Source organism: Microbacterium songi, assembly GCF_042747925.1.
Lineage (GTDB): Bacteria > Actinomycetota > Actinomycetes > Actinomycetales > Microbacteriaceae > Microbacterium.
Map to the genome: position 1 here is coordinate 118,933 of NZ_JBHZIE010000004.1, position 18,765 is coordinate 137,697.

Annotated in this window: 20 protein-coding genes; 12 read left to right on the forward strand and 8 right to left on the reverse strand. The window is 67.2% G+C overall.

Going from position 1 to position 18,765, the window contains the following annotated elements; all coding sequences use genetic code 11:
- The first annotated feature begins 30 nt into the window (after positions 1-30).
- The 6 genes from ACFM35_RS07010 to ACFM35_RS07035 all read left to right on the forward strand — a co-directional run bounded on the left by ACFM35_RS07010 (position 31) and on the right by ACFM35_RS07035 (position 4,793).
- Positions 31-570, forward strand: coding sequence for a hypothetical protein (locus tag ACFM35_RS07010; RefSeq protein WP_378840138.1), 540 nt, complete (start codon positions 31-33; stop codon positions 568-570).
- A 38-nt stretch (positions 571-608) separates the two neighbouring features.
- Positions 609-1,355: a hypothetical protein gene (locus tag ACFM35_RS07015; protein ID WP_378840141.1), complete on the forward strand. Its 747-nt coding sequence runs from the start codon at positions 609-611 to the stop codon at positions 1,353-1,355.
- Between the two features lie 33 nt (positions 1,356-1,388).
- Complete coding sequence (locus ACFM35_RS07020; RefSeq protein WP_378840143.1) at positions 1,389-2,309, forward strand: 5'-3' exonuclease; 921 nt, start codon at positions 1,389-1,391, stop codon at positions 2,307-2,309.
- Positions 2,310-2,491: 182 nt separating this feature from the next.
- On the forward strand, positions 2,492-3,685 hold the full coding sequence (locus ACFM35_RS07025; protein ID WP_378840145.1) for a sensor histidine kinase: 1,194 nt from the start codon (positions 2,492-2,494) through the stop codon (positions 3,683-3,685).
- The gene (locus ACFM35_RS07030; protein ID WP_378840148.1) at positions 3,682-4,344 is read left to right on the forward strand and encodes a response regulator; all 663 of its coding nucleotides are present in this window, start codon (positions 3,682-3,684) and stop codon (positions 4,342-4,344) included. The genes ACFM35_RS07025 and ACFM35_RS07030 overlap by 4 nt, the downstream gene beginning before the upstream one ends.
- Before the next feature lie 143 nt (positions 4,345-4,487).
- Positions 4,488-4,793, forward strand: a complete 306-nt coding sequence (locus ACFM35_RS07035; protein WP_378840150.1) for an SHOCT domain-containing protein — start codon at positions 4,488-4,490, stop codon at positions 4,791-4,793.
- Between the two features lie 64 nt (positions 4,794-4,857).
- Here ACFM35_RS07035 and ACFM35_RS07040 read toward each other — a convergent pair whose 3' ends face one another.
- On the reverse strand, positions 4,858-5,868 hold the full coding sequence (locus tag ACFM35_RS07040) for a PHP domain-containing protein (protein ID WP_378840152.1): 1,011 nt from the start codon (positions 5,866-5,868) through the stop codon (positions 4,858-4,860).
- Positions 5,869-5,916: 48 nt separating this feature from the next.
- Complete coding sequence (gene trpD, locus ACFM35_RS07045; RefSeq protein ID WP_378840154.1) at positions 5,917-6,987, reverse strand: anthranilate phosphoribosyltransferase; 1,071 nt, start codon at positions 6,985-6,987, stop codon at positions 5,917-5,919.
- Between the two features lie 178 nt (positions 6,988-7,165).
- Between trpD and ctaE the strand changes: the two genes are divergently transcribed.
- The 5 genes from ctaE to ACFM35_RS07070 all read left to right on the forward strand — a co-directional run bounded on the left by ctaE (position 7,166) and on the right by ACFM35_RS07070 (position 12,182).
- The gene (gene ctaE, locus ACFM35_RS07050; protein WP_378840157.1) at positions 7,166-7,807 is read left to right on the forward strand and encodes an aa3-type cytochrome oxidase subunit III; all 642 of its coding nucleotides are present in this window, start codon (positions 7,166-7,168) and stop codon (positions 7,805-7,807) included.
- 20 nt (positions 7,808-7,827) lie between these two features.
- Positions 7,828-8,628: a cytochrome bc1 complex diheme cytochrome c subunit gene (qcrC, locus tag ACFM35_RS07055; RefSeq protein WP_378840159.1), complete on the forward strand. Its 801-nt coding sequence runs from the start codon at positions 7,828-7,830 to the stop codon at positions 8,626-8,628.
- Between the two features lie 34 nt (positions 8,629-8,662).
- Positions 8,663-9,742 (forward strand): cytochrome bc1 complex Rieske iron-sulfur subunit, encoded by a 1,080-nt coding sequence (gene qcrA / locus ACFM35_RS07060; RefSeq protein ID WP_378840162.1) that lies wholly within the window; start codon positions 8,663-8,665, stop codon positions 9,740-9,742.
- Positions 9,742-11,613, forward strand: a complete 1,872-nt coding sequence (gene qcrB, locus ACFM35_RS07065; RefSeq protein WP_378840164.1) for a cytochrome bc1 complex cytochrome b subunit — start codon at positions 9,742-9,744, stop codon at positions 11,611-11,613. The genes qcrA and qcrB overlap by 1 nt, the downstream gene beginning before the upstream one ends.
- Before the next feature lie 164 nt (positions 11,614-11,777).
- A complete protein-coding gene (locus tag ACFM35_RS07070) occupies positions 11,778-12,182 on the forward strand; it encodes a rhodanese-like domain-containing protein (RefSeq protein ID WP_378840167.1) in 405 nt (134 codons plus the stop codon).
- 9 nt (positions 12,183-12,191) lie between these two features.
- On the opposite strand, the gene ACFM35_RS07075 is transcribed toward ACFM35_RS07070, so the two are convergent.
- The 6 genes from ACFM35_RS07075 to ACFM35_RS07100 all read right to left on the reverse strand — a co-directional run bounded on the left by ACFM35_RS07075 (position 12,192) and on the right by ACFM35_RS07100 (position 18,122).
- Complete coding sequence (locus tag ACFM35_RS07075) at positions 12,192-12,998, reverse strand: PP2C family protein-serine/threonine phosphatase (protein ID WP_378840170.1); 807 nt, start codon at positions 12,996-12,998, stop codon at positions 12,192-12,194.
- Positions 12,999-13,002: 4 nt separating this feature from the next.
- Entirely contained in the window at positions 13,003-13,443 is a 441-nt protein-coding gene (locus ACFM35_RS07080; protein WP_378840172.1) for a cytochrome c oxidase subunit 4, read from the reverse strand.
- A complete protein-coding gene (gene ctaD / locus ACFM35_RS07085) occupies positions 13,444-15,207 on the reverse strand; it encodes an aa3-type cytochrome oxidase subunit I (RefSeq protein WP_378840174.1) in 1,764 nt (587 codons plus the stop codon).
- Between the two features lie 2 nt (positions 15,208-15,209).
- Positions 15,210-16,112, reverse strand: a complete 903-nt coding sequence (gene ctaC, locus ACFM35_RS07090) for an aa3-type cytochrome oxidase subunit II (protein WP_378840177.1) — start codon at positions 16,110-16,112, stop codon at positions 15,210-15,212.
- 171 nt (positions 16,113-16,283) lie between these two features.
- Positions 16,284-16,649: an iron-sulfur cluster insertion protein ErpA gene (gene erpA, locus ACFM35_RS07095; RefSeq protein ID WP_378840179.1), complete on the reverse strand. Its 366-nt coding sequence runs from the start codon at positions 16,647-16,649 to the stop codon at positions 16,284-16,286.
- 78 nt (positions 16,650-16,727) lie between these two features.
- Positions 16,728-18,122, reverse strand: coding sequence for a dipeptidase (locus ACFM35_RS07100; protein WP_378840181.1), 1,395 nt, complete (start codon positions 18,120-18,122; stop codon positions 16,728-16,730).
- A 47-nt stretch (positions 18,123-18,169) separates the two neighbouring features.
- Here ACFM35_RS07100 and ACFM35_RS07105 point away from each other — a divergent pair, with 47 nt between their 5' ends.
- Positions 18,170-18,763 (forward strand): DUF3043 domain-containing protein, encoded by a 594-nt coding sequence (locus ACFM35_RS07105; RefSeq protein WP_378840182.1) that lies wholly within the window; start codon positions 18,170-18,172, stop codon positions 18,761-18,763.
- Positions 18,764-18,765: the final 2 nt, after the last annotated feature.

Below are 18,765 nucleotides of genomic sequence, written 5' to 3' on the forward strand. Positions count from 1 at the left end.
CGCGCGAGCACGCCCGGCTACGGTGGTGGCGTGATCCGCCGCATCGCCGCCGCCGTCGCGACCCTCGTCGTCGCGACCGCCGTGCTGAGCGGATGCATCGGACAGCCCGCGCCGGCCGAATCGACTCCGCTCTTCTCCTCGGAGGACGAGGCGTTCGCCGCGGCGGAGCAGACCTACCGCAACTACGTCGACGCACTCAATCAGGTCGACCTCAGCGACCCGTCGACGTTCGAGCCCGTGTACGCGTGGACGACGGGGGACCTCAACGCGCAAGACCGCAAGAACTTCTCGTCATGGCATGCGAGCGATTGGACGAAGACGGGCGTTGCCACCGTCAGTGCCGTGGAACAAGCGGGAGCAAGCCAACTGGACACGCTCACTCCGATGATGTTGATCGACGCTTGTTACCACGTGGCCGATGTCATTGTCACCGACGCTCAAGGGGAATCAGTCGTAGATCCGAGTCGGCCGGATGTTCAGCACCTGCGGATCGAGCTTGAGAGCGGCCCATCTGACACAGGTCTGGTAGTCGAAGCGATTACGCCTTCTCCCGGGCCAACAACATGTTGACAATCGTTCTCGCTTCGTTGGTCGTAGCAATGTTGCCGATGGCACCAATCTCCAATGATGTGTGCAGTGCCAGCGGCGGGCTGATCTCCGCGTGCGCCTCAAACACCGGCACCAGCGTTGACATCGGCGGCACCGGGTCGCAGGGCGGATCCGGCGGTGGTGGCGGGTCCGGCGGCGGCGAGTCACACGACAACGACAACCCCGGCTCCGGAGACGGACAGATCGTCGTCCCCGTCGCACCCGAAGTGGAATGCGCATTCGATCCGTGCCGCGGCAACTACGACGTGGTCCTGATCCCGATCCCCGAGGTGACGCTGGCCGATCTCGCCTCCTTCACCCCCGCCCGCCCGTCGCTCGACGGGGAGCCCGCCGGGCTGGGTGTCGTCGGCATGCCGACGAACTTCGTCGCCGCGGCATCCGCCCAAGACATGCAGGGGGTCATCTTCGAGCGCCCGGTGGTCGTCCGTTTCACGCCGGCGGGCTTCCGCTTCTCCCACGGCGACGGCACCACGTCGTTCTCGCCGGCGGGCGGTGCCAGCTGGTCGGCACTCGGTCAGGCGCAGTTCACCCCGACGGCCACGAGCCACGTCTACAGCGCGCGCGGCACCTATGTGGCGGCGGCCACCGTGCAGTACTCGGCCGCCGTGAACTTCGGCGACGGCTGGCGGCCGGTGGCCGGATTCGTCGAAGCAACAGCCGGTGGGTACGAAGTGCGCGTCGTCGAGGTGCACACCGCGCTGGTCGACAAGACGTGCCTCGAGAATCCTTCCGGCCCCGGCTGCTGATCGCCGCGACAGACCCCGTGACAGGATGAGCGCATGCCCGACCGTTTGATGCTGCTCGACAGCGCGTCGCTCTACTTCCGCGCGTTCTACGGGGTGCCCGACAAGATCAAAGCTCCCGACGGCTCGCCCGTGAATGCGGTCCGGGGGTTTCTCGACATCATCACGAAGCTCGTCACCATGTACGAGCCGACCCATCTCGTCGCGTGCTGGGACGATGACTGGCGACCGCAATGGCGGGTCGACCTGATCCCCACCTACAAGACGCACCGGGTTGCCCAGGTCATCGACGTGGGCCCCGACGTCGAGGTGGTCCCCGATCCGCTCGAAGTCCAAGTGCCGGTCATCCGGGAGGCGCTCGGCGTGCTGGGCATCCCCATCGTGGGCGCTGCCGCACATGAGGCCGACGATGTCATCGGCACCCTTGCGACCGTCGCCGATATGCCCGTGGACATCGTCACCGGCGACCGCGACCTGTTCCAGCTCGTCGACGACGCCCGCGGCGTTCGGGTGATCTATACCGCTCGCGGCATGAGCAACCTGGAGGTCGTCACCGACGCGACCGTCGTCGCGAAATACGGCGTCCTTCCGACGCAGTACGCCGACTTCGCCACCCTGAGAGGCGATTCCTCCGACGGGCTCCCCGGCGTCGCGGGTATCGGAGAGAAGTCCGCCGCAACCCTGCTCGCCGCCCACGGTGACCTCGAGGGCATCCTCGCCGCCGCCGCCGCGGGCGAAGGCATGTCGGCCGGTGTGCAGGCGAAGATCGCGGCGGCACTCCCCTACCTCGAGGTCGCCCCGACCGTCGTCGCCGTCGTCAAGGACCTTCCGCTCGAGAAGGCCGACTTCCGCCTGCGACCCCTCACCGCCGAGAAGAGGGCGGATGCCTCGGCCCTGGCCGAGCGCCGCGGCCTGGGCACCACCATCGACCGGATCGTCGCGGCGCTCGACCGCTGAGCCGACGTCCGCGACGTCTGCGGCATCGGTCGGGCGAGCGGCCTCGGCGTCGGTTCCGCGCGGACGACGCGGCGGAAGACCGGACATCGCGTCATCCCTGGATGGACGTACTCCCGCGGGAGTACCCGGACCACTCCCGCGGTCAGATGCCTCCCAGCAGCCCCCGGCGTAGCATCTCGTACATGCCTGGTGTCGTGTGGGAGCGGTCCGCGCGCGCCGACGGCGCCGACGCCCCGCCCCGCTTCGGACCGCCGTCCACCGTGGGACTGCTCGTGCCGGTGGTGATCTCGTTCCTGATCCAGGTTCCCGCCGCGATCGGCATCTCGTTCTGGATGCACAGTCCCCGCGGGTGGGCGGCACTGAGCGTCACGCTGGCTGCGGCATCCGCCCTCTGCCTGCTCGCGGCCCGCCGGTATCCCGGCCCGACGGTCGCCGTCGTCGCCGCGCTCACCGCGGTCGACCTGTTCGTGCCCCCCGACGCCGGCCCGCCCTTCGTCGCCCTCGCCTTCGCGATCATCGCCGCATGCCTGCGCGACGCACGCCTCTGGGCGTTCGTCTCGGTGGGCGTGGGGTGGCTCGCGGCGGTGATCGGCAGCGGACTGCTCGACACCACGTGGCACCCGTTCCGCATCGCCCTCACGACATTCGGACTCGCCCTCTGCTTCGCAATCGGCGAGAGCATCCGCGCACGCCTCGCCCACGCCGCCGCACGACGCGACCAGCTGGCCGAACGACGTCGCACCGCCGAACAGGATGAGCGCACCCGCATCGCCCGCGAGCTGCACGACGTGCTCGCGCATTCCCTGAGCCAGATCTCCGTGCAGTCCGGCGTGGGTCTGCACCTCTTCGACCGAGAGCCCGAGCGTGCCCGCGAGGCGTTGTCGAGCATCCGCGCGCTGAGTGCCGTCGGTCTCGATGAGGTGCGGGGTGTGCTCTCCTTCCTCCGTGGAGACGAAGCGTCGAACCCGCAGACCGCGCCGCTGACCCCCCAGCCTCAATTGGCCGACCTCGCCGCCCTGGTGCGTGAGCGCACGGCGATGGGACTCACCGTGACGCTGAGGGACATGCGAGAGGATGCCGCGCCGCGGAGCGCTGTGCAGACCACCGCCTATCGCATCGTGCAGGAGGCGCTGACGAATGTCGTGCGGCACTCCGCCGCGACGACCGCGACCGTGACCGTCGCCCGCAACGGCTCGGATCTCGTCGTCGAGGTGGAGGACGACGGCATGGGCATCGCCCCCGCCGATGTCGAGGGTGCGGGACTGCGCGGGATGCGCGAGCGTGCCGATCTCGCCGACGGCACCCTCACCGTCGGCACGGGTCCGCGCGGCGGCACTGTCGTCACCGCCCGGCTGCCCTGGGAGGGCCCCCGGTGATCCGGGTCGCTCTCGCCGACGACCACCAGCTGGTGCGGGCCGGGTTCCGCGCCCTGCTGAACTCCGAACCCGACATCGAGGTCGTGGTCGAGGCGTCCGGCGGGGAAGACCTCCTGCGCGCCATCCGGGCGATACCGGTGGATGTCGCTCTGCTCGACATCCGGATGCCCGACGGCGACGGGTTGTGGACGACCGAGCAGATCGCCGCGGACCCCGCCTTGTCGGACGTGCGGGTCGTCATCGTCACGACCTTCGAGCTCGACGAGTATGTCGCCCGCGCGATCCGCGCGGGCGCCGCCGGTTTCCTCGTGAAGGACACGGAGCCGGTCGACCTGATCCGCGCGGTCCGCGTGGTCGCCGAAGGCGATGCGCTGCTCTCCCCCGGCATCACACGACGACTGCTCGAACGCGCTGCGGAAGGGCTGCGGGATGCCGCGAGCCCTTCGCCCCTCACCGCACTCACGGATCGCGAGCGCGAAGTCCTGCTGCTCGTCGGACGCGGTCTCTCGAACGACGAGATCGCGGCGGAGCTGTTCCTCTCCCCGCTGACGGCGAAGACGCACGTGTCGCGGATCATGCAGAAGCTGCACGCGCGCGATCGCGTGCGGCTGGTCGTCCTCGCCTACGAGTCCGGCCTGGTGACACGCGGCTGGGGTTAGGAGCACGACCCTCCACTCGACGTACTCCCGGGGGAGCATGCGGAGACACCTCCTCCGCCGGATTCGTCCGACAGCGCGCGGGCGTTGACTCGGAGCATCCGATCGCAGCGGTCCGCGCCGCGATCATGACGAGAGGACACCCCATGTCATCGGGAGACATCACCACCGCCGCCGCCGCGCACTTCGGCGGACCGGCCGGCTTCGCGCCTTGGCTGTGCCTGCTCATCCCGCTGTTCTGGATCACTGTGTTCGCGATCCTGTTCGCCGTCTTCGGCCGACGCTGGCGTCGCGCCGCCGCGGCGAACGGAGGGGGACCCGGCGGGCGCCTGAGCCCCGTGCGTCGCGCGGAGACCACGCTCGCCGAGCGGTTCGCCCAGGGTGACATCGACGAGGTGGAGTACCGGGCGCGCCTGGAGGTCATCCGCGCGAACGCCGCACCACCGGCCTGAGCGCTGGGGCGGCGACGGCTTCGGCCGTGTCAGGACCGCCGACGAGCGTCGCGGCGTCCAGCGTTCAGCCCCGGGATCCTGCCCGTCGCGTCTCGACCCACTCGCGCAGGCGGTCCAGCGGCCACGTCGTCACGATGCGTTCGGCCGGCACGCCCGCGCGCTCGGCCCGTTCGGCTCCATAGTCCAGCAGCGCCAGCTGGCCGGGAGCATGCGCGTCGGAATCGATCGAGAATAGGCATCCGGCGTCCAGAGCGATCGCGATGAGCTCATCCGGCGGATCCTGCCGTTCGGGGCGGGAATTGATTTCGACCGCGACGTCGTGCTCGGCGCACGCCGCGAACACGGCGGCCGCGTCGAGGCTCGACGGCGGTCGTGTTCCCCTCGAGCCCTCCACCAGCCTGCCGGTGACGTGTCCGAGCACATCGGCGCGACCGCTTCGGACCGCCGTGACGAGACGCCGCGTCATCGGTCCCCTCTCCATCCGCAGCTTCGAATGAGCGGATGCCACGACGATGTCGAGTTCGTCGAGCAGAGCGGGCTCCTGGTCGAGGTCGCCGTTCTCGAGGATGTCGACTTCGATACCCGAGAGCAGTGTGAAGCCGTTGCCGCCGAGCTGGGCGATGACCTCGCGCTGCGCGCGCAGCCGCTCGGCGGACAGCCCGTTCGCGACGCGCAGTCGCGGTGAGTGATCCGTGAGCGCGAGGTATTCGTGACCGAGCGCACGACCGGCGTCGACCATGAGATCGATCGATGTCAGACCGTCCGACCAGTCGCTGTGCGAATGCAGGTCTCCGCGGAGGAGTGCGCGCAAGGCGTTCGGCTTCGGACCGCCCGCGCGCTCCCGCAGGTCGGCGAGGTAGTCCGGCACGCGACCCTCAAGAGCCTGCTGGATCACGGCGAAGGTCGAGTCCCCGACGCCTTTCCGGCGCTTGAGGGATGCCGTGTCCCGCAGCTCGGCGTCCGACATGTCGGAGATCGCCTCGGCCGCGGTGCGGAAGGCCTTCGACTTGTAACGCGACGACCGCTCGCGCTCCAGCAGCGTGGCGATCTCGTTCAGCGCCTCGAGCGGGTCCACGTCAGGCCAGTCTCATGTCGTCGAAGCCGCTCACCGGACCGTCGTCGGTCAACGGACCGCCGACGCCAACTCCTGAGTGACGGACACCCACTCGTCGAGCTTGGCCGCCGCACCGCCGGAGTCGATGGCGGCCGCCGCGTCGTCCTGCGCCTCGGCGAGACGCTCGAGGATCGGGCGCTGCGCCTGCGTGGAATCGCGGAACAGGCGGTACGAGACCATTCCCGCTGCGGCGTTCAGCAGCACGATGTCGCGCACCGGTCCACGGTCGCCCGCGAACACGCGATGGACGACGCCGGCATTGTGCGCCGGGTCGCCTCCGAGCAGATCGTCGATGTCCGCCAGGGGGATGCCGAGGTCACGCGGATCGAGATCGTGCTCGTGGACGTCGCCGCGGCTGATCTCCCAGAGCCTGCTGTGGCCCGTCGTCGTCAGTTCGTCGAGCCCGTCGTCGCCACGGAACACCAGCGCGGTCGCTCCACGCGTCCGGAAGACGCCCGTGATGAGCGGCACCCGGTCCAGGCTCGCCACACCGACCGCATTGGCCTCGGCCCGAGCGGGGTTGCAGAGCGGGCCCAGGATGTTGAAGACCGTCGGCACTCCCAGCTCCGACCTCGTCGGCCCCGCATGGCGGAAGCCGGGGTGGAACGCCGAGGCGAACGCGAAGGTGATCCCGGTCCGCGCCAGCGTCTCGGCGACCGCGGACGGATCGAGCGTCAGATCGAGCCCGAGCGCGCCGAGGACGTCGGACGAGCCCGAGGCGGAGCTGGCCGCCCTGTTGCCGTGCTTGGCGACGGGGATGCCGGATGCCGCGGCCACGACCGCCGACATCGTCGAGATGTTGACCGTTCCGAACCGGTCGCCACCGGTGCCGACGATGTCGAGCACGTTGGCATCGACGGGGAGCGGGACGGCCGACTCGAGGATCGCATCGCGGAAGCCCACGACCTCGTCGACGGTCTCGCCCTTCGCCCGCAGGGCGATGAGGAAACCCGCGAGCTGCGACGGCGTCGCCGAACCCGTCATGACCTGCCGCATCGCCCATGTCGCTTCGGAGATGCTGAGGTCGCGTCCGTCCAGCAACGAGGTGAGGATGTCGGGCCAGGAGTGAAGCTCAGCCATAGCTCCCGATCGTAGTCGGATCGTGACTTCGGACCGACCTTTCGATGGTCTGAAGGCTCACACGCGGCGCTCAGGCGGCGGAGGGCGCATTGGCAGGCCGCTCTGAGGCGATCCTAAGTTCAGAGCTGGTCAAAACAAGGCCCTCAAGTGCGAGCTCACCCCCTCCAGATCGGTCATAATGGGGAATGTGACGACCACGACAGCGACCTATTCTCAGGCGATGCGGTCCGTCAAGCGGCCCGATCCGGTCGCTGTCGGAACCATCGTGTGGCTCGGTAGCGAGGTGATGTTCTTCGCGGGTCTTTTCGCGATCTACTTCACCCTGCGCAACACCTCCCCGGAGCTTTGGGCGGAGCGGACCGAGCTGCTGAACGTGCCCTTCGCGACGGTCAACACGATCATCCTCGTGCTGTCGTCCGTGACCTGCCAGATGGGTGTCTTCGCGGCGGAGCGGTTCCAGCCGTATTCGACGAAGAAGCGCGGTGTGCTCGGCTGGGGCATGGTCGAGTGGTTCTTCCTCACCTTCGCGCTGGGCGCGATCTTCGTCACCGGTCAGGTGTGGGAGTACGCGCAGCTCGTGGCGGAGGGGATGCCGATCTCGGCGGACTCGTACGCCTCGGCGTTCTACATCACCACCGGCTTCCACGCCCTCCACGTGACCGGCGGCCTGATCGCCTTCCTCCTGGTGATCGGCCGCGCATTCGCGGTCAAGAACTTCGGGCGCAAAGAGATGACCACCTCGATCGTCGTGTCGTACTACTGGCACTTCGTCGACGTCGTCTGGATCGCCCTGTTCCTCGTCATCTACTTCCTGAAATAAGAGCGGAGCCGTAACCCGACATGGCACGAGAGAAGAAGCGCCGAGCGACCGGACGCCGCAGCCCCGTCGCCGCAGCCGCGCTCATCGGCATCGGCCTGCTGCTGACCGGCGGGATCTACGCCGGCGCATCCGCAGCGATGGCCTCGCCCACAGACACGGCGGTCACGTCCACGCTGACCGCGGATGACGGCAAGAAGCTCTTCCAGGCGAACTGCGCCACCTGCCATGGACTCGATCTCCAGGGCACGGAGGCGGGTCCCTCGCTCTACGGCGTCGGCGAGCTCGCCGTCGAATTCCAGGTGTCGACGGGACGCATGCCGCTGCAGATGCAGGGCCCGCAGGCGCCGCAGAAGCCGGTCCAGTTCACGGAAGAGCAGATCCAGGCCATGGCGGCGTGGGTGCAGTCCACCTCTCCCGGCCCGACGTACCCCGACGAGGAGGTCCTCGACGGCGAGGGCGACGTCGCCCGGGGCGCCGAGCTGTTCCGTATCAACTGCGCGATGTGCCACAACGTGGCGGCCGCCGGTGGTGCGCTCACCGAGGGCAAGTACGCGCCCGCGCTCACCGAGACCAGCGCCCTGCACATGTACGCGGCGATGGTGACGGGTCCGCAGAACATGCCCGTCTTCAACAACCTGAACCTCACGGCAGAAGACAAGCGCGACATCATCTCTTCTCTGCTCTACATGCAGAACAACGAATCCGCCGGCGGTTACGCCCTCGGCTCGCTCGGCCCCGTGTCGGAAGGTCTGTTCATCTGGATCTTCGGCATCGGAACGCTGATCGCGCTCACGGTGTGGATCTCCGCGAAATCAAACTGATCGCCCGCTGACAGAAGAACGCACGAGGAGCACCATGGCACACGAGCAGAATGCGCTCGAGCACGAGAGGGCTTCCTGGAAGCCGTCTTCGGGGCTGGAGATCGCGGTCACCGACCCGGTGCAGCCTCCGCCGCTCCCGCCGCATCGCGAGCGCGTCACCGACAAGGACCCGGCCGCGATGAAGCGCGCCGTCCGGACCGTCTACACGCTGTTCTACCTCTCCGTCGCCGCCAGCATCTGGGCGATGGTCGCGTACATGATCTTCCCGATCGAAGACGGCGAGATCCTCAGCATCCGGCACAACAACCTCTTCATCGGTCTGGGCATCGCGCTCGCGTTGCTCGCCATCGGCATCGGTGCGACGCACTGGGCCAAGGCGATCATGTCCGACAAGGAGTACATCGAGGACCGGCACGCGACCCGTGGCCGCGACACGACCCGCGAAGCCGTGGTGGCGGCGTTCGCCGAAGCCAACGAGGAGTCCGGCTTCGGGCGTCGCGTCATGATCCGCAACTCTCTGTTCGCCGCACTCGCCGCCTCGGTCATCCCTGGCGTCACGCTCTTTCGCGGCCTGGCCCCGCAGGACACGCCGGAGAACCCGAACGCGGGCAACCCGGTCTTCCTTCTCAGCCACACGATGTGGGCCGAGGGCATGCGACTCGCGCACGACCCGTCGGGTGAGCCGATCCGCGCGTCGGACGTCACACTCGGCTCAGCCGTTCACGTCATCCCCGAGGAGCTCGCCTCCCTCGGGCACGAAGAGGGCTACCTCGAAGAGAAGGCGAAGGCCATCGTGCTGCTCATGCGCATGCTGCCCGAGCAGATCACCGAGGCCGACGACAAGAAGGACTGGTCGTACGACGGCATCGTCGCGTACTCGAAGGTGTGCACCCACGTCGGTTGCCCGGTCGCTCTGTACGAGCAGCAGACGCACCATCTCCTGTGCCCCTGCCACCAGTCCCAGTTCGACGTGGCCAACGGCGCAGCCGTGATCTTCGGCCCCGCCGCCCGGCCGCTGCCGCAGCTGCCCATCACCGTCGACGCGGACGGCTATCTCGTCGCCCGCAGCGACTTCAACGAACCGGTCGGCCCGAGCTTCTGGGAGCGTCACTGATGACTACCGCATCCGCATCCGGATCGGGCGTACCCGCCTTCGAGGCGGCCTCGAGCTCGAAGGCCCAGCCGGCCAACTTCCAGGGGAAGGCATCGGACAAGCCGCTCGGCGGTAAGTTCGTCGCCGGCGCGGCGAACTACCTCGACGAGCGCACCAGCCTCTCCGGGCTGGTCAAGGAGCTCGGCCGCAAGATCTTCCCCGATCACTGGTCGTTCATGCTCGGTGAGATCGCGCTGTGGAGCTTCGTCGTCGTCCTCATCTCGGGCACGTTCCTGACGTTCTTCTTCCAGGCCTCCATGGTGCCGACCCACTACGACGGTGCCTACATCCCGATGCGCGGTGTCGAGATGTCGGCGGCGCTCGACTCATCGCTGCGACTGTCGTTCGACATCCGCGGCGGTCTGCTCGTCCGTCAGATCCACCACTGGGCGGCTCTCGTCTTCGTCGCCGGCATCGGCGTGCACATGCTGCGCATCTTCTTCACCGGCGCATTCCGCAAGCCCCGCGAGCTCAACTGGGTGATCGGTTTCATCCTCTTCATCCTCGCGATGGCAGAGGGCTTCACCGGCTACTCGCTGCCGGACGACCTGCTCTCGGGTAACGGCCTGCGCATCATCGACGGCATGGTCAAGGGCATCCCCCTGGTCGGCACGTGGATCTCGTTCCTGCTGTTCGGAGGCGAGTTCCCGGGCGATCAGATCGTCGGTCGTCTGTACACGCTGCACATCCTGCTGCTCCCCGCGATCCTGGTCGGGCTCCTGGTGCTCCACCTGATGCTCATGGTGATCAACAAGCACACGCAGTTCGCCGGTCCGGCCCGCACGAACAGCAACGTCGTGGGTTACCCGATGATGCCCGTGTACATGTCGAAGATGGGCGGCTTCTTCTTCATCACCTTCGGTGTCATCGTGCTGATCGCCTCGCTGTTCACGATCAACCCGATCTGGAACTACGGTCCATACGACCCGTCCCCCGTGTCGGCGGGCACCCAGCCCGACTGGTACATCGGCTTCGCCGACGGCGCGCTCCGACTCGTTCCGCCGCACCTCGAGACGGTGTTGTTCAACCACACCATTTCGTGGAACATCCTCCTGCCTCTCGGAGTGATCGGCGTCTTCATCGTGCTGGTTCTGATCTACCCCTTCATCGAGGCCTGGGTCACGGGTGACAAGCGCGAGCACCACATCGCTCAGCGTCCGCGCAACGCGGCCACCCGCACGGCCATCGGAGCCGCCGGCGTCACGTTCTACGCAGTCCTGTGGGCCGCAGCATCATCGGACATCATCGCGACCCACTTCTGGGTGACCATGGAAGGTGTCATCCACACCCTCCAGGCGCTCCTGATCGTGGGCCCGGTCGTCGCCTACTTCGTGACGAAGCGGATCTGCATCGCGCTGCAGAAGAAGGACCGCGAGATCGCTCTGCACGGTTACGAATCCGGTCGTATCGTCCGTCTTCCCGGCGGCGAGTACATCGAGGTTCATCAGCCCGTCGATGAGTACGACCGGTGGAAGCTCGTCTCGCACATCGACAACGAGCCGCTGGTCGTCCGTCCCAACGCGCACGGTCGCATCCCGTGGCACGAGAACGTCCGCTCGTCCATCTCGCGCTGGTTCTTCGAGGATCGGCTCACGCCCCTCACGCAGTCTGAGCTCGACGCCGCCGTGGCTCACCAGCACCACTCGCTGGATCACATCGCCGCCGAAGAGGACGCTGAGATCCAAGGTGCGCACGATCGCGCCGGGGTCCCCGACGCGCCGCACCGTCCGATCGACGACGGCAATCAGTCCGAGACGGCCGTCCGTCCGTCGAACATCATCATCCCGGAGAACCCCGACGCTTCGAAGGGCTCGTCTCCCGACGACAAGTAGCCGGCTGAACACAGGATGCCCGGTACGATCACCCGCGAGGGGATCGTACCGGGCATCCTGCTGTTCAGCTCGGGGTCGAGCCGGCTCGATGACGGCAGGAATCGTGCGCGGGGTGACCGGGAGACGGCGTACCGCGATCGAGTTCGCCGCGTAGCGTCGAGATCATGACCGATACGGCTTCCTTCTTCGCTCAGCGTCTCGCACACGAGACAGACCCGTCAGACGTCTACGCCGCACAACGGGCCGGTGAGCAGTTCACGCTGGTCGACGTTCGCAGTGACGCTGCGTGGGCCCAGGGGCGCATCAGCGGGGCCATCCACCTGCCGCACGCCATGATCGCCGAACAAGCCTCCGCGGAGATACCCCTCGACTCCCCCGTCGTCGTCTACTGCTGGGGCCCGGGCTGCAACGCGGGCGTGAAGGGGGCTCTCGCCTTCGCACGACTGGGGTACACCGTCAGGGAGATGATCGGCGGGTACGAGTACTGGGTTCGCGAAGGTCAGCCCACCGAGGACTCAGACGGACCACTCCCCCGGGTCTTCGATCCGCTGACCATGGTGGTGCGCTGACCCGCTCTCTCAGGCCGTCTCGACATCGAGGTCGAAATCGTCGACGAACCACGATGCCGCGGCCCCGGTGAAGGCGGGGGCGGAAGGCGCGTAGTCGAGCGCATCCGTCGTCGTGTCGCAGACCACGGCGGTGACATTGTCCATGGTGCCCGCGCGCAGAGCGAGTCGCACCACCGCGTCCGCCGCATCGTGCGGGTCGGCGACGGAGACGAGCAGCTGTTCGAGGTACGGTTCGGGAACATAATCCGTCACCCCGTCGCTGCACAGCAGCCAACGGTCACCGTCCTCCGCCTCGTGTCTCGTCACGCGGACGACATCATCCTCGTCACCGCTGAGCGACGCAGTGATGATGTTGCGACGTGGATGGGAAGCGGCATCTGCGAGCGAGAGGATCCCCTGGTCGACGAGTTCCTGGACGTAGGAGTCATCTCTGGTCATCCGGGTCAGAACGCCACGTCGCAGACGATAGCCACGCGAATCGCCGGTATGGGCCAGCAGAAGAGTGTTCGCCGTCGCTCCGCAGAAGATGCCTGTCAACGTCGTCGCCATGCCGACGAGTGAAGGGTCCCGTGCAGCGTGGGCGGACAGCTCCCAGTTGGCGACCAGGATCCGCTCCTGCAGTCCCTCCGAGTCGTCACGCCGGTATGCGCCGGTCGCGGCGAGCCTGTGCAGGAGCGACGACGAAGCCAAGTCGCCGGCGGGCCCGCCACCGACGCCGTCGGCGACCACTGCGCCCCACGGGGCGGTGAACGCCGCGTCCTGATTGACCGACCGGTGGAGGCCTACGTCGGAGACAGCGGCGGCGAGAAGACGCACAGAGTCAGCGGGCGAAGTATCCGCGATAGTACTCGTACACCCAGCCGACGATGGCGACGGCGAAGACGGCGAGGCCGATCGGGACCATCCACGAACCGACGGCAAGGCCGATCATGCCGATCGCGGCGGACGACGCCAGCACGATGGGCCACCACGACCACGGGCTGAACTCGCCGAGCTCGGGGTCGCCGTCGTCGATGTCGGCCGTGAGGATGTCCTCGGGCAGCTCACCGCCCTGAGCGCTGTGCACACGACCGATGTAGAACGCGATGAGCGCCGCCATCAGCGCACTGAACAGCAGGGCGACACTGCCGACCCACTCGATCGCGTGATACCAGGCGACCTCCGGTGAGACGTGCGCGATGATGTTCCACGCCGTGTACATGGCGAAGACGAGGAAGAAGAAGACGGTGAGCAACCACCAGAGTCCGGTGTTGGTGCGCACCTACTTGACCTTTCCCTGGTCGGCGTCGACGACGGGCGCATCGGGGGCATCCTTCGCCGGTCCCACTCCGACGGGCAGTCCGGCCTCGGGGTGGTTGAGATCGAAGGCGGGGCGCTCGCTGCGGATGCGCGGGATCGACGTGAAGTTGTGCCGCGGCGGCGGGCACGACGTCGCCCACTCCAATGACGCGCCATATCCCCACGGGTCGTTCACCGTGATCTTCGGCGCCTTCCGCGCGGTGACCCACACGTTGAACAGGAACGGGATCATCGATGCGCCGAGGATGACGGAACCGATGGTCGACACCTGGTTCTCCCACGTGAAGCCGTCCGCTGCGGAGTAGTCGGCGTAGCGACGCACCATGCCGTCGACTCCCAGCCAGTGCTGGATGAGGAAGGTCATGTGGAAGCCGACGAACAGCATCCAGAAGTGGATGTAACCCAGACGCTCGTTCAGCATGCGGCCGGTGAACTTCGGCCACCAGAAGTAGAAGCCCGCGAACATCGCGAACACGACCGTCCCGAACACCACGTAGTGGAAGTGCGCGACGACGAAATAGGAGTCCGACAGCGCGAAGTCGAGCGGCGGCGACGCCAAGATGACACCCGTCAGCCCGCCGAAGACGAACGAGACCAGGAACCCGAGGGCGAACATCATCGGCGTCTCGAAGGTGACGGAGCCCCGCCACATGGTGCCGATCCAGTTGAAGATCTTCACCCCGGTGGGCACCGCGATCAGCATCGTCATGAGGGCGAAGAACGGCAGCAGCACCGAGCCCGTCACATACATGTGGTGCGCCCACACCGCCACCGACAGGGCCGCGATCGCGATCGTCGCGTACACCAGGGTCTTGTACCCGAAGATCGGCTTCCGGCTGAACACCGGGAAGATCTCCGACACGATCCCGAAGAACGGCAACGCGATGATGTACACCTCCGGATGCCCGAAGAACCAGAACAAGTGCTGCCACAACAGCACCCCGCCATTGGCCGGATCGTAGATGTGGGCACCGAGAACCCGGTCCGCAGCCGCGGCGAGGATGGCAGCAGCCAGAACGGGGAACGCCATCAGCACGAGGATGCTCGTCACCAGGGTGTTCCAGGTGAAGATCGGCATGCGCCACATGGTCATACCGGGCGCGCGCATCGTGATGATCGTCGTGATGAAGTTCACCGCACCGAGGATCGTTCCGAACCCGCTCATCCCGAGGCCGAGCATCCAAAGATTACCCCCAGCCCCCGGCGAGAAGGTCGCCCCCGCGAGAGGTTGGTAGGCGAACCATCCGAACGCAGCGGCACCCTGCGGGGTGAGGAAGCCCGAGACGGCGATGGTGGAGCCGAACAGGAACAGCCAGAACGCGAACGCGTTCAGCCGCGGAAACGCGACATCGGGCGCACCGATCTGCAAAGGCATGATCACGTTCGCGAAACCCGCGAACAACGGCGTCGCGAACATCAGCAGCATGATCGTGCCGTGCATCGTGAACAGCTGGTTGTACTGCTCCTTCGTCGGGACGATCTGCATGCCCGGCTCGAAGAGCTCGGCGCGGATGATGAGGGCCATCACGCCGCCGAGCATGAAGAACACGACGGATGCGATCAGGTACATGTACCCGATCGTCTTGTGGTCGGTGGACGTGATCCACTTGACGACGATGTTGCCCTTCTGCTCGACACGCGTCGAACTCAGAAGAGCCGCCTGCCGCGCCGGCAGCGTCGTCGGACGGCCGGAACCCGACTCTTGCAACGGAAGCGTGGTCGCCATGATTACTCGTTCCCCTCGGCGCCGGTGCCCGGCTGATTCTGCAACCGGTCGTACTCGTCGGTGATGTCTCCGGTGTTGCCCTGCGCACGGAGCGAGGACAGGTACGACTCGTACTCGTCGTCGCTGACGACCTTGACGTTGAAGAGCATCGCGGAGTGGTACTCGCCGCAGAGCTCTGCGCACTTGCCCTCGTAGGTGCCCTCGCGAGTCGGCGTGAACGACCAGTAGTTGTCCTTGCCGATGTACATGTCCTTCTTGTACAGGAAGTCGATGATCCAGAAGGAGTGGATCACGTCGCGCGACTGCAGCTGGATCTTGACCGTCTTGTCCACCGGCAGGTACAGGGTCGGCAGCTTGTCCTGGTCGACGTCGCCGTTGGCGGCGGGCTCGGCCTGGACGCCGATCGTCCAGACGGCGTCCGAGTTGTCCTCGTCATCGCCGTTGTACTGGAAGTCCCACGCCCACTGCTTGCCGATGGCCGTGATCGAGACATCCGGGTTCTCGGTCTGCGTCTCGAGGATGTTCTGATCGCGGGCGGTGAAGGCGAAGAAGCCCACGACCAGGATCAGCGGCACCACGGTGTAGAAGATCTCGATGGGCATGTTGTAGCGCATCTGCACGGGAAGACCGGTCTGGCCCTTCCGGCGGCGGTACGCGATGGCAGCCCAACCCATCAGTGCCCACGTCACGATTCCCACGACCAGCAGCACGATCCAGGAGTTGACCCAGAGGCCGGCCACCATCTCCGTGCGGTTCGTCGCGGGCGGCTCGCCCTCGACGAAACCGGGGAGGTAACCGTGCAGCTCCTGCTGCGTGCACCCGGCCAGGACGACCGCGGCGGCGATACCGATCGGAAGGATCGCCCACCGGATACGGCGTTTCGAAGGAGCTCGATTCGACTGCACTGTGCACCTTCCCGGGGGTAAAAGAACTGCCGTCAGTCTACGGCAACCTCACACGGTATTCGGGCCATCCGCTCAGCACGATGGGACGTCGTCGAACCATATCCGCGCGGGCGTCAGACGCCGAAAAGCGCCCCAGGACGGCGAAGTCCTGGGGCGCTCCTCGTCGGAAGATCAGTGGAAGCTGTCGCCGCACGCGCAGCTGCCTGCGGCGTTCGGGTTGTCGATCGTGAAGCCCTGCTCCGAGATCGTGTCCTTGAAATCGATCGAGGCGCCGTCGAGGTACGCGACGCTCATGTCATCCACGATGACCTCGACGCCGTCGAAGTCGACGGTGTTGTCACCATCGAGGTAGCGCTCGTCGAAATAGAGCTGATAGATCAGGCCCGAGCATCCGCCGGGCTGGACGGCGACGCGCAGACGCAGGTCGTCGCGGCCCTCCTGGGCGAGCAGGTGCTTGACCTTCGCCGCGGCGGCGTCCGTCAGCTGCACGCCGTGGGCGTTGACGGTCTGGTCGGGAGACAGGGCGGTGTCGGTCATGACTCTCCTTGACGGCGGGGCGATCGGTTGTCTTCGTCGATTCTACGCCCGGACGCGGCATCCGGTCGCGAGGGCTCCTCAGACGGTGCGCGCGTCGAGACCCTCGAGCAGGAGCGCCTCCGAGAGCACGGCGTGGCGGAACGTGTCCAGATGCAGCGACTCGTTGGGGCTGTGCGCGCGTGTGTGCGGGTCTTCGACGCCGGTCACGAGGATCTGCGCCTCGGGGAACGACTCGACGAGATCGGCGATGAACGGGATGGAACCGCCGACGCCGATGTCGATCGGCTCGACGCCGTACCCCTCGTGGAGCGCTTCGCGCACCGCGTCGACCGCCCAGCCGCTCGTGTCGACGAGGAATCCGTTGCCGAGGTCGACGTCGGTGAACTCCAGCTGAGCACCGAACGGCGCGTGAGAGCGCAGGTGCGCCTCCAGAGCCGCATAGGCGTCCTCGGCGGGCTGTCCCGGAGCGACGCGGGCGCTGATCACGACGGATGCGGACGGAGCGAGGGTGTTGGATGCCTCGGCCACGCTGGTCGCGTCGATCCCGGTGATCGTGATCGCGGGCTTGTTCCAGATGCGACTGAGGATCGTCCCCCGCCCGATCGGCTGAACACCCTCGGGCAGCCCCGCCTCGTCGCGCAGGGTGGCCTCCGAGTACTCCGGCGTCGTGCCCTCGCGCTCGGTCATCCCCTCGACGGCGACGGCCCCGTCCGCGTCCCACAGCGTCGCCAGCAACGTGACCGTCGCCATCAGTGCGTCGGGCACCGCCCCGCCGAACATGCCCGAGTGGGAGGCGTGATCGAGGGTGCGCACCGTGAGCGTGAAACGGGCGTTCCCCCGCAGCGAGACCGTCACGGCCGGTGTGTTCAGGTCCCAGTTGCCCGAGTCCGCGACGACGATCACGTCACTGCGCAAGGCGTCCACATTGTCGGAGAGGAACTGTGCGAAAGATCGGGACCCGTATTCCTCCTCGCCCTCGATGAACAGGGCGACTCCCAGGTCGAAATCGTCGCCCAGCGCCTCGCGCAGCGCGCGGAGCGCGGCGATGTGGGCCATCACGCCCGCTTTGTCGTCGGCCGCGCCGCGCCCGTACAGCCGACCGTCGCGGACCGTCGGCTCGAAGGGCGGCGTCTCCCACAGCGCCTCGTCGCCCATGGGCTGGACGTCGTGATGGGCGTAGAGGAGCACGGTCGGTCGGCCGTTGCGCGCGGCTCGGGTCGCGAGGACCGCGGGCTGCCCGATCTCATCCGTTCCGGGGATCGCTGCGGACGTGACCTGCACCTGATCGAACACCCCCGTTCCCTCGGCGAGGGCGGCGACAGCCTCGGCGCTGCGCTGCAGCTGGGTCTGATCGAACGCCGGCCAGGCGATGGACGGGATGCGCACCAGCGCGCCCAGGTCGGCAAGCGCCGCCGGGATGCCGGAGGTCGCAGCATCGCGTACGGCCTGAGTGCGGGACAGTTCAGTGCTCATGCGGGTAATCTTAAGTCCATCGCCTTTCGCAACATTTGAGGATCACCGTGGCAAAGTCACCCGAAGCCCCCGCGTCCAACGCAGCGCCCTCCGAGGGAACGGTCCTCAACGGCGGCACTGTCAGCCCGTCCGGCAAGGGGCGCGCGACGCCCTCTCGCGCCGAGCAGGAGGCTGCGCGCAAGCGGCCGCTCGTCGCCGACACGAAAGAGGCGAAGGCGCGTGCGCGCGCAGACCTCGCCGCGCAGCGCGAGAAAGCCCGGGTCGGCATGGCCGCCGGCGATGAGAAGTTCCTCCCGGTGCGCGACAAGGGTCCGCAGCGCAGATTCGCCCGCGACTTCGTGGATTCCGGGTGGCACCTCGGTGAAGCCTTGATGCCTGCGATGGTGCTGGTGATCGTCGCGACGTTCATCCCGCTCCCCGCCATCCAGTACTACTCGTTCATCGCACTGTGGATCTTCATCCTCTTCGTCATCGGCGACATGATCATCACGTCGATCCGCGTGAAGCGCGCCGTTCGCGACAAGTTCGGCGCCGAACGCATGGAGAAGGGCCTCGGGTGGTACGCCGCGATGCGGACCATCCAGATGCGCTTCATGCGCCTGCCCAAGCCGCAGGTCAAGCGGGGCCAGCACCCCGCGTGAGC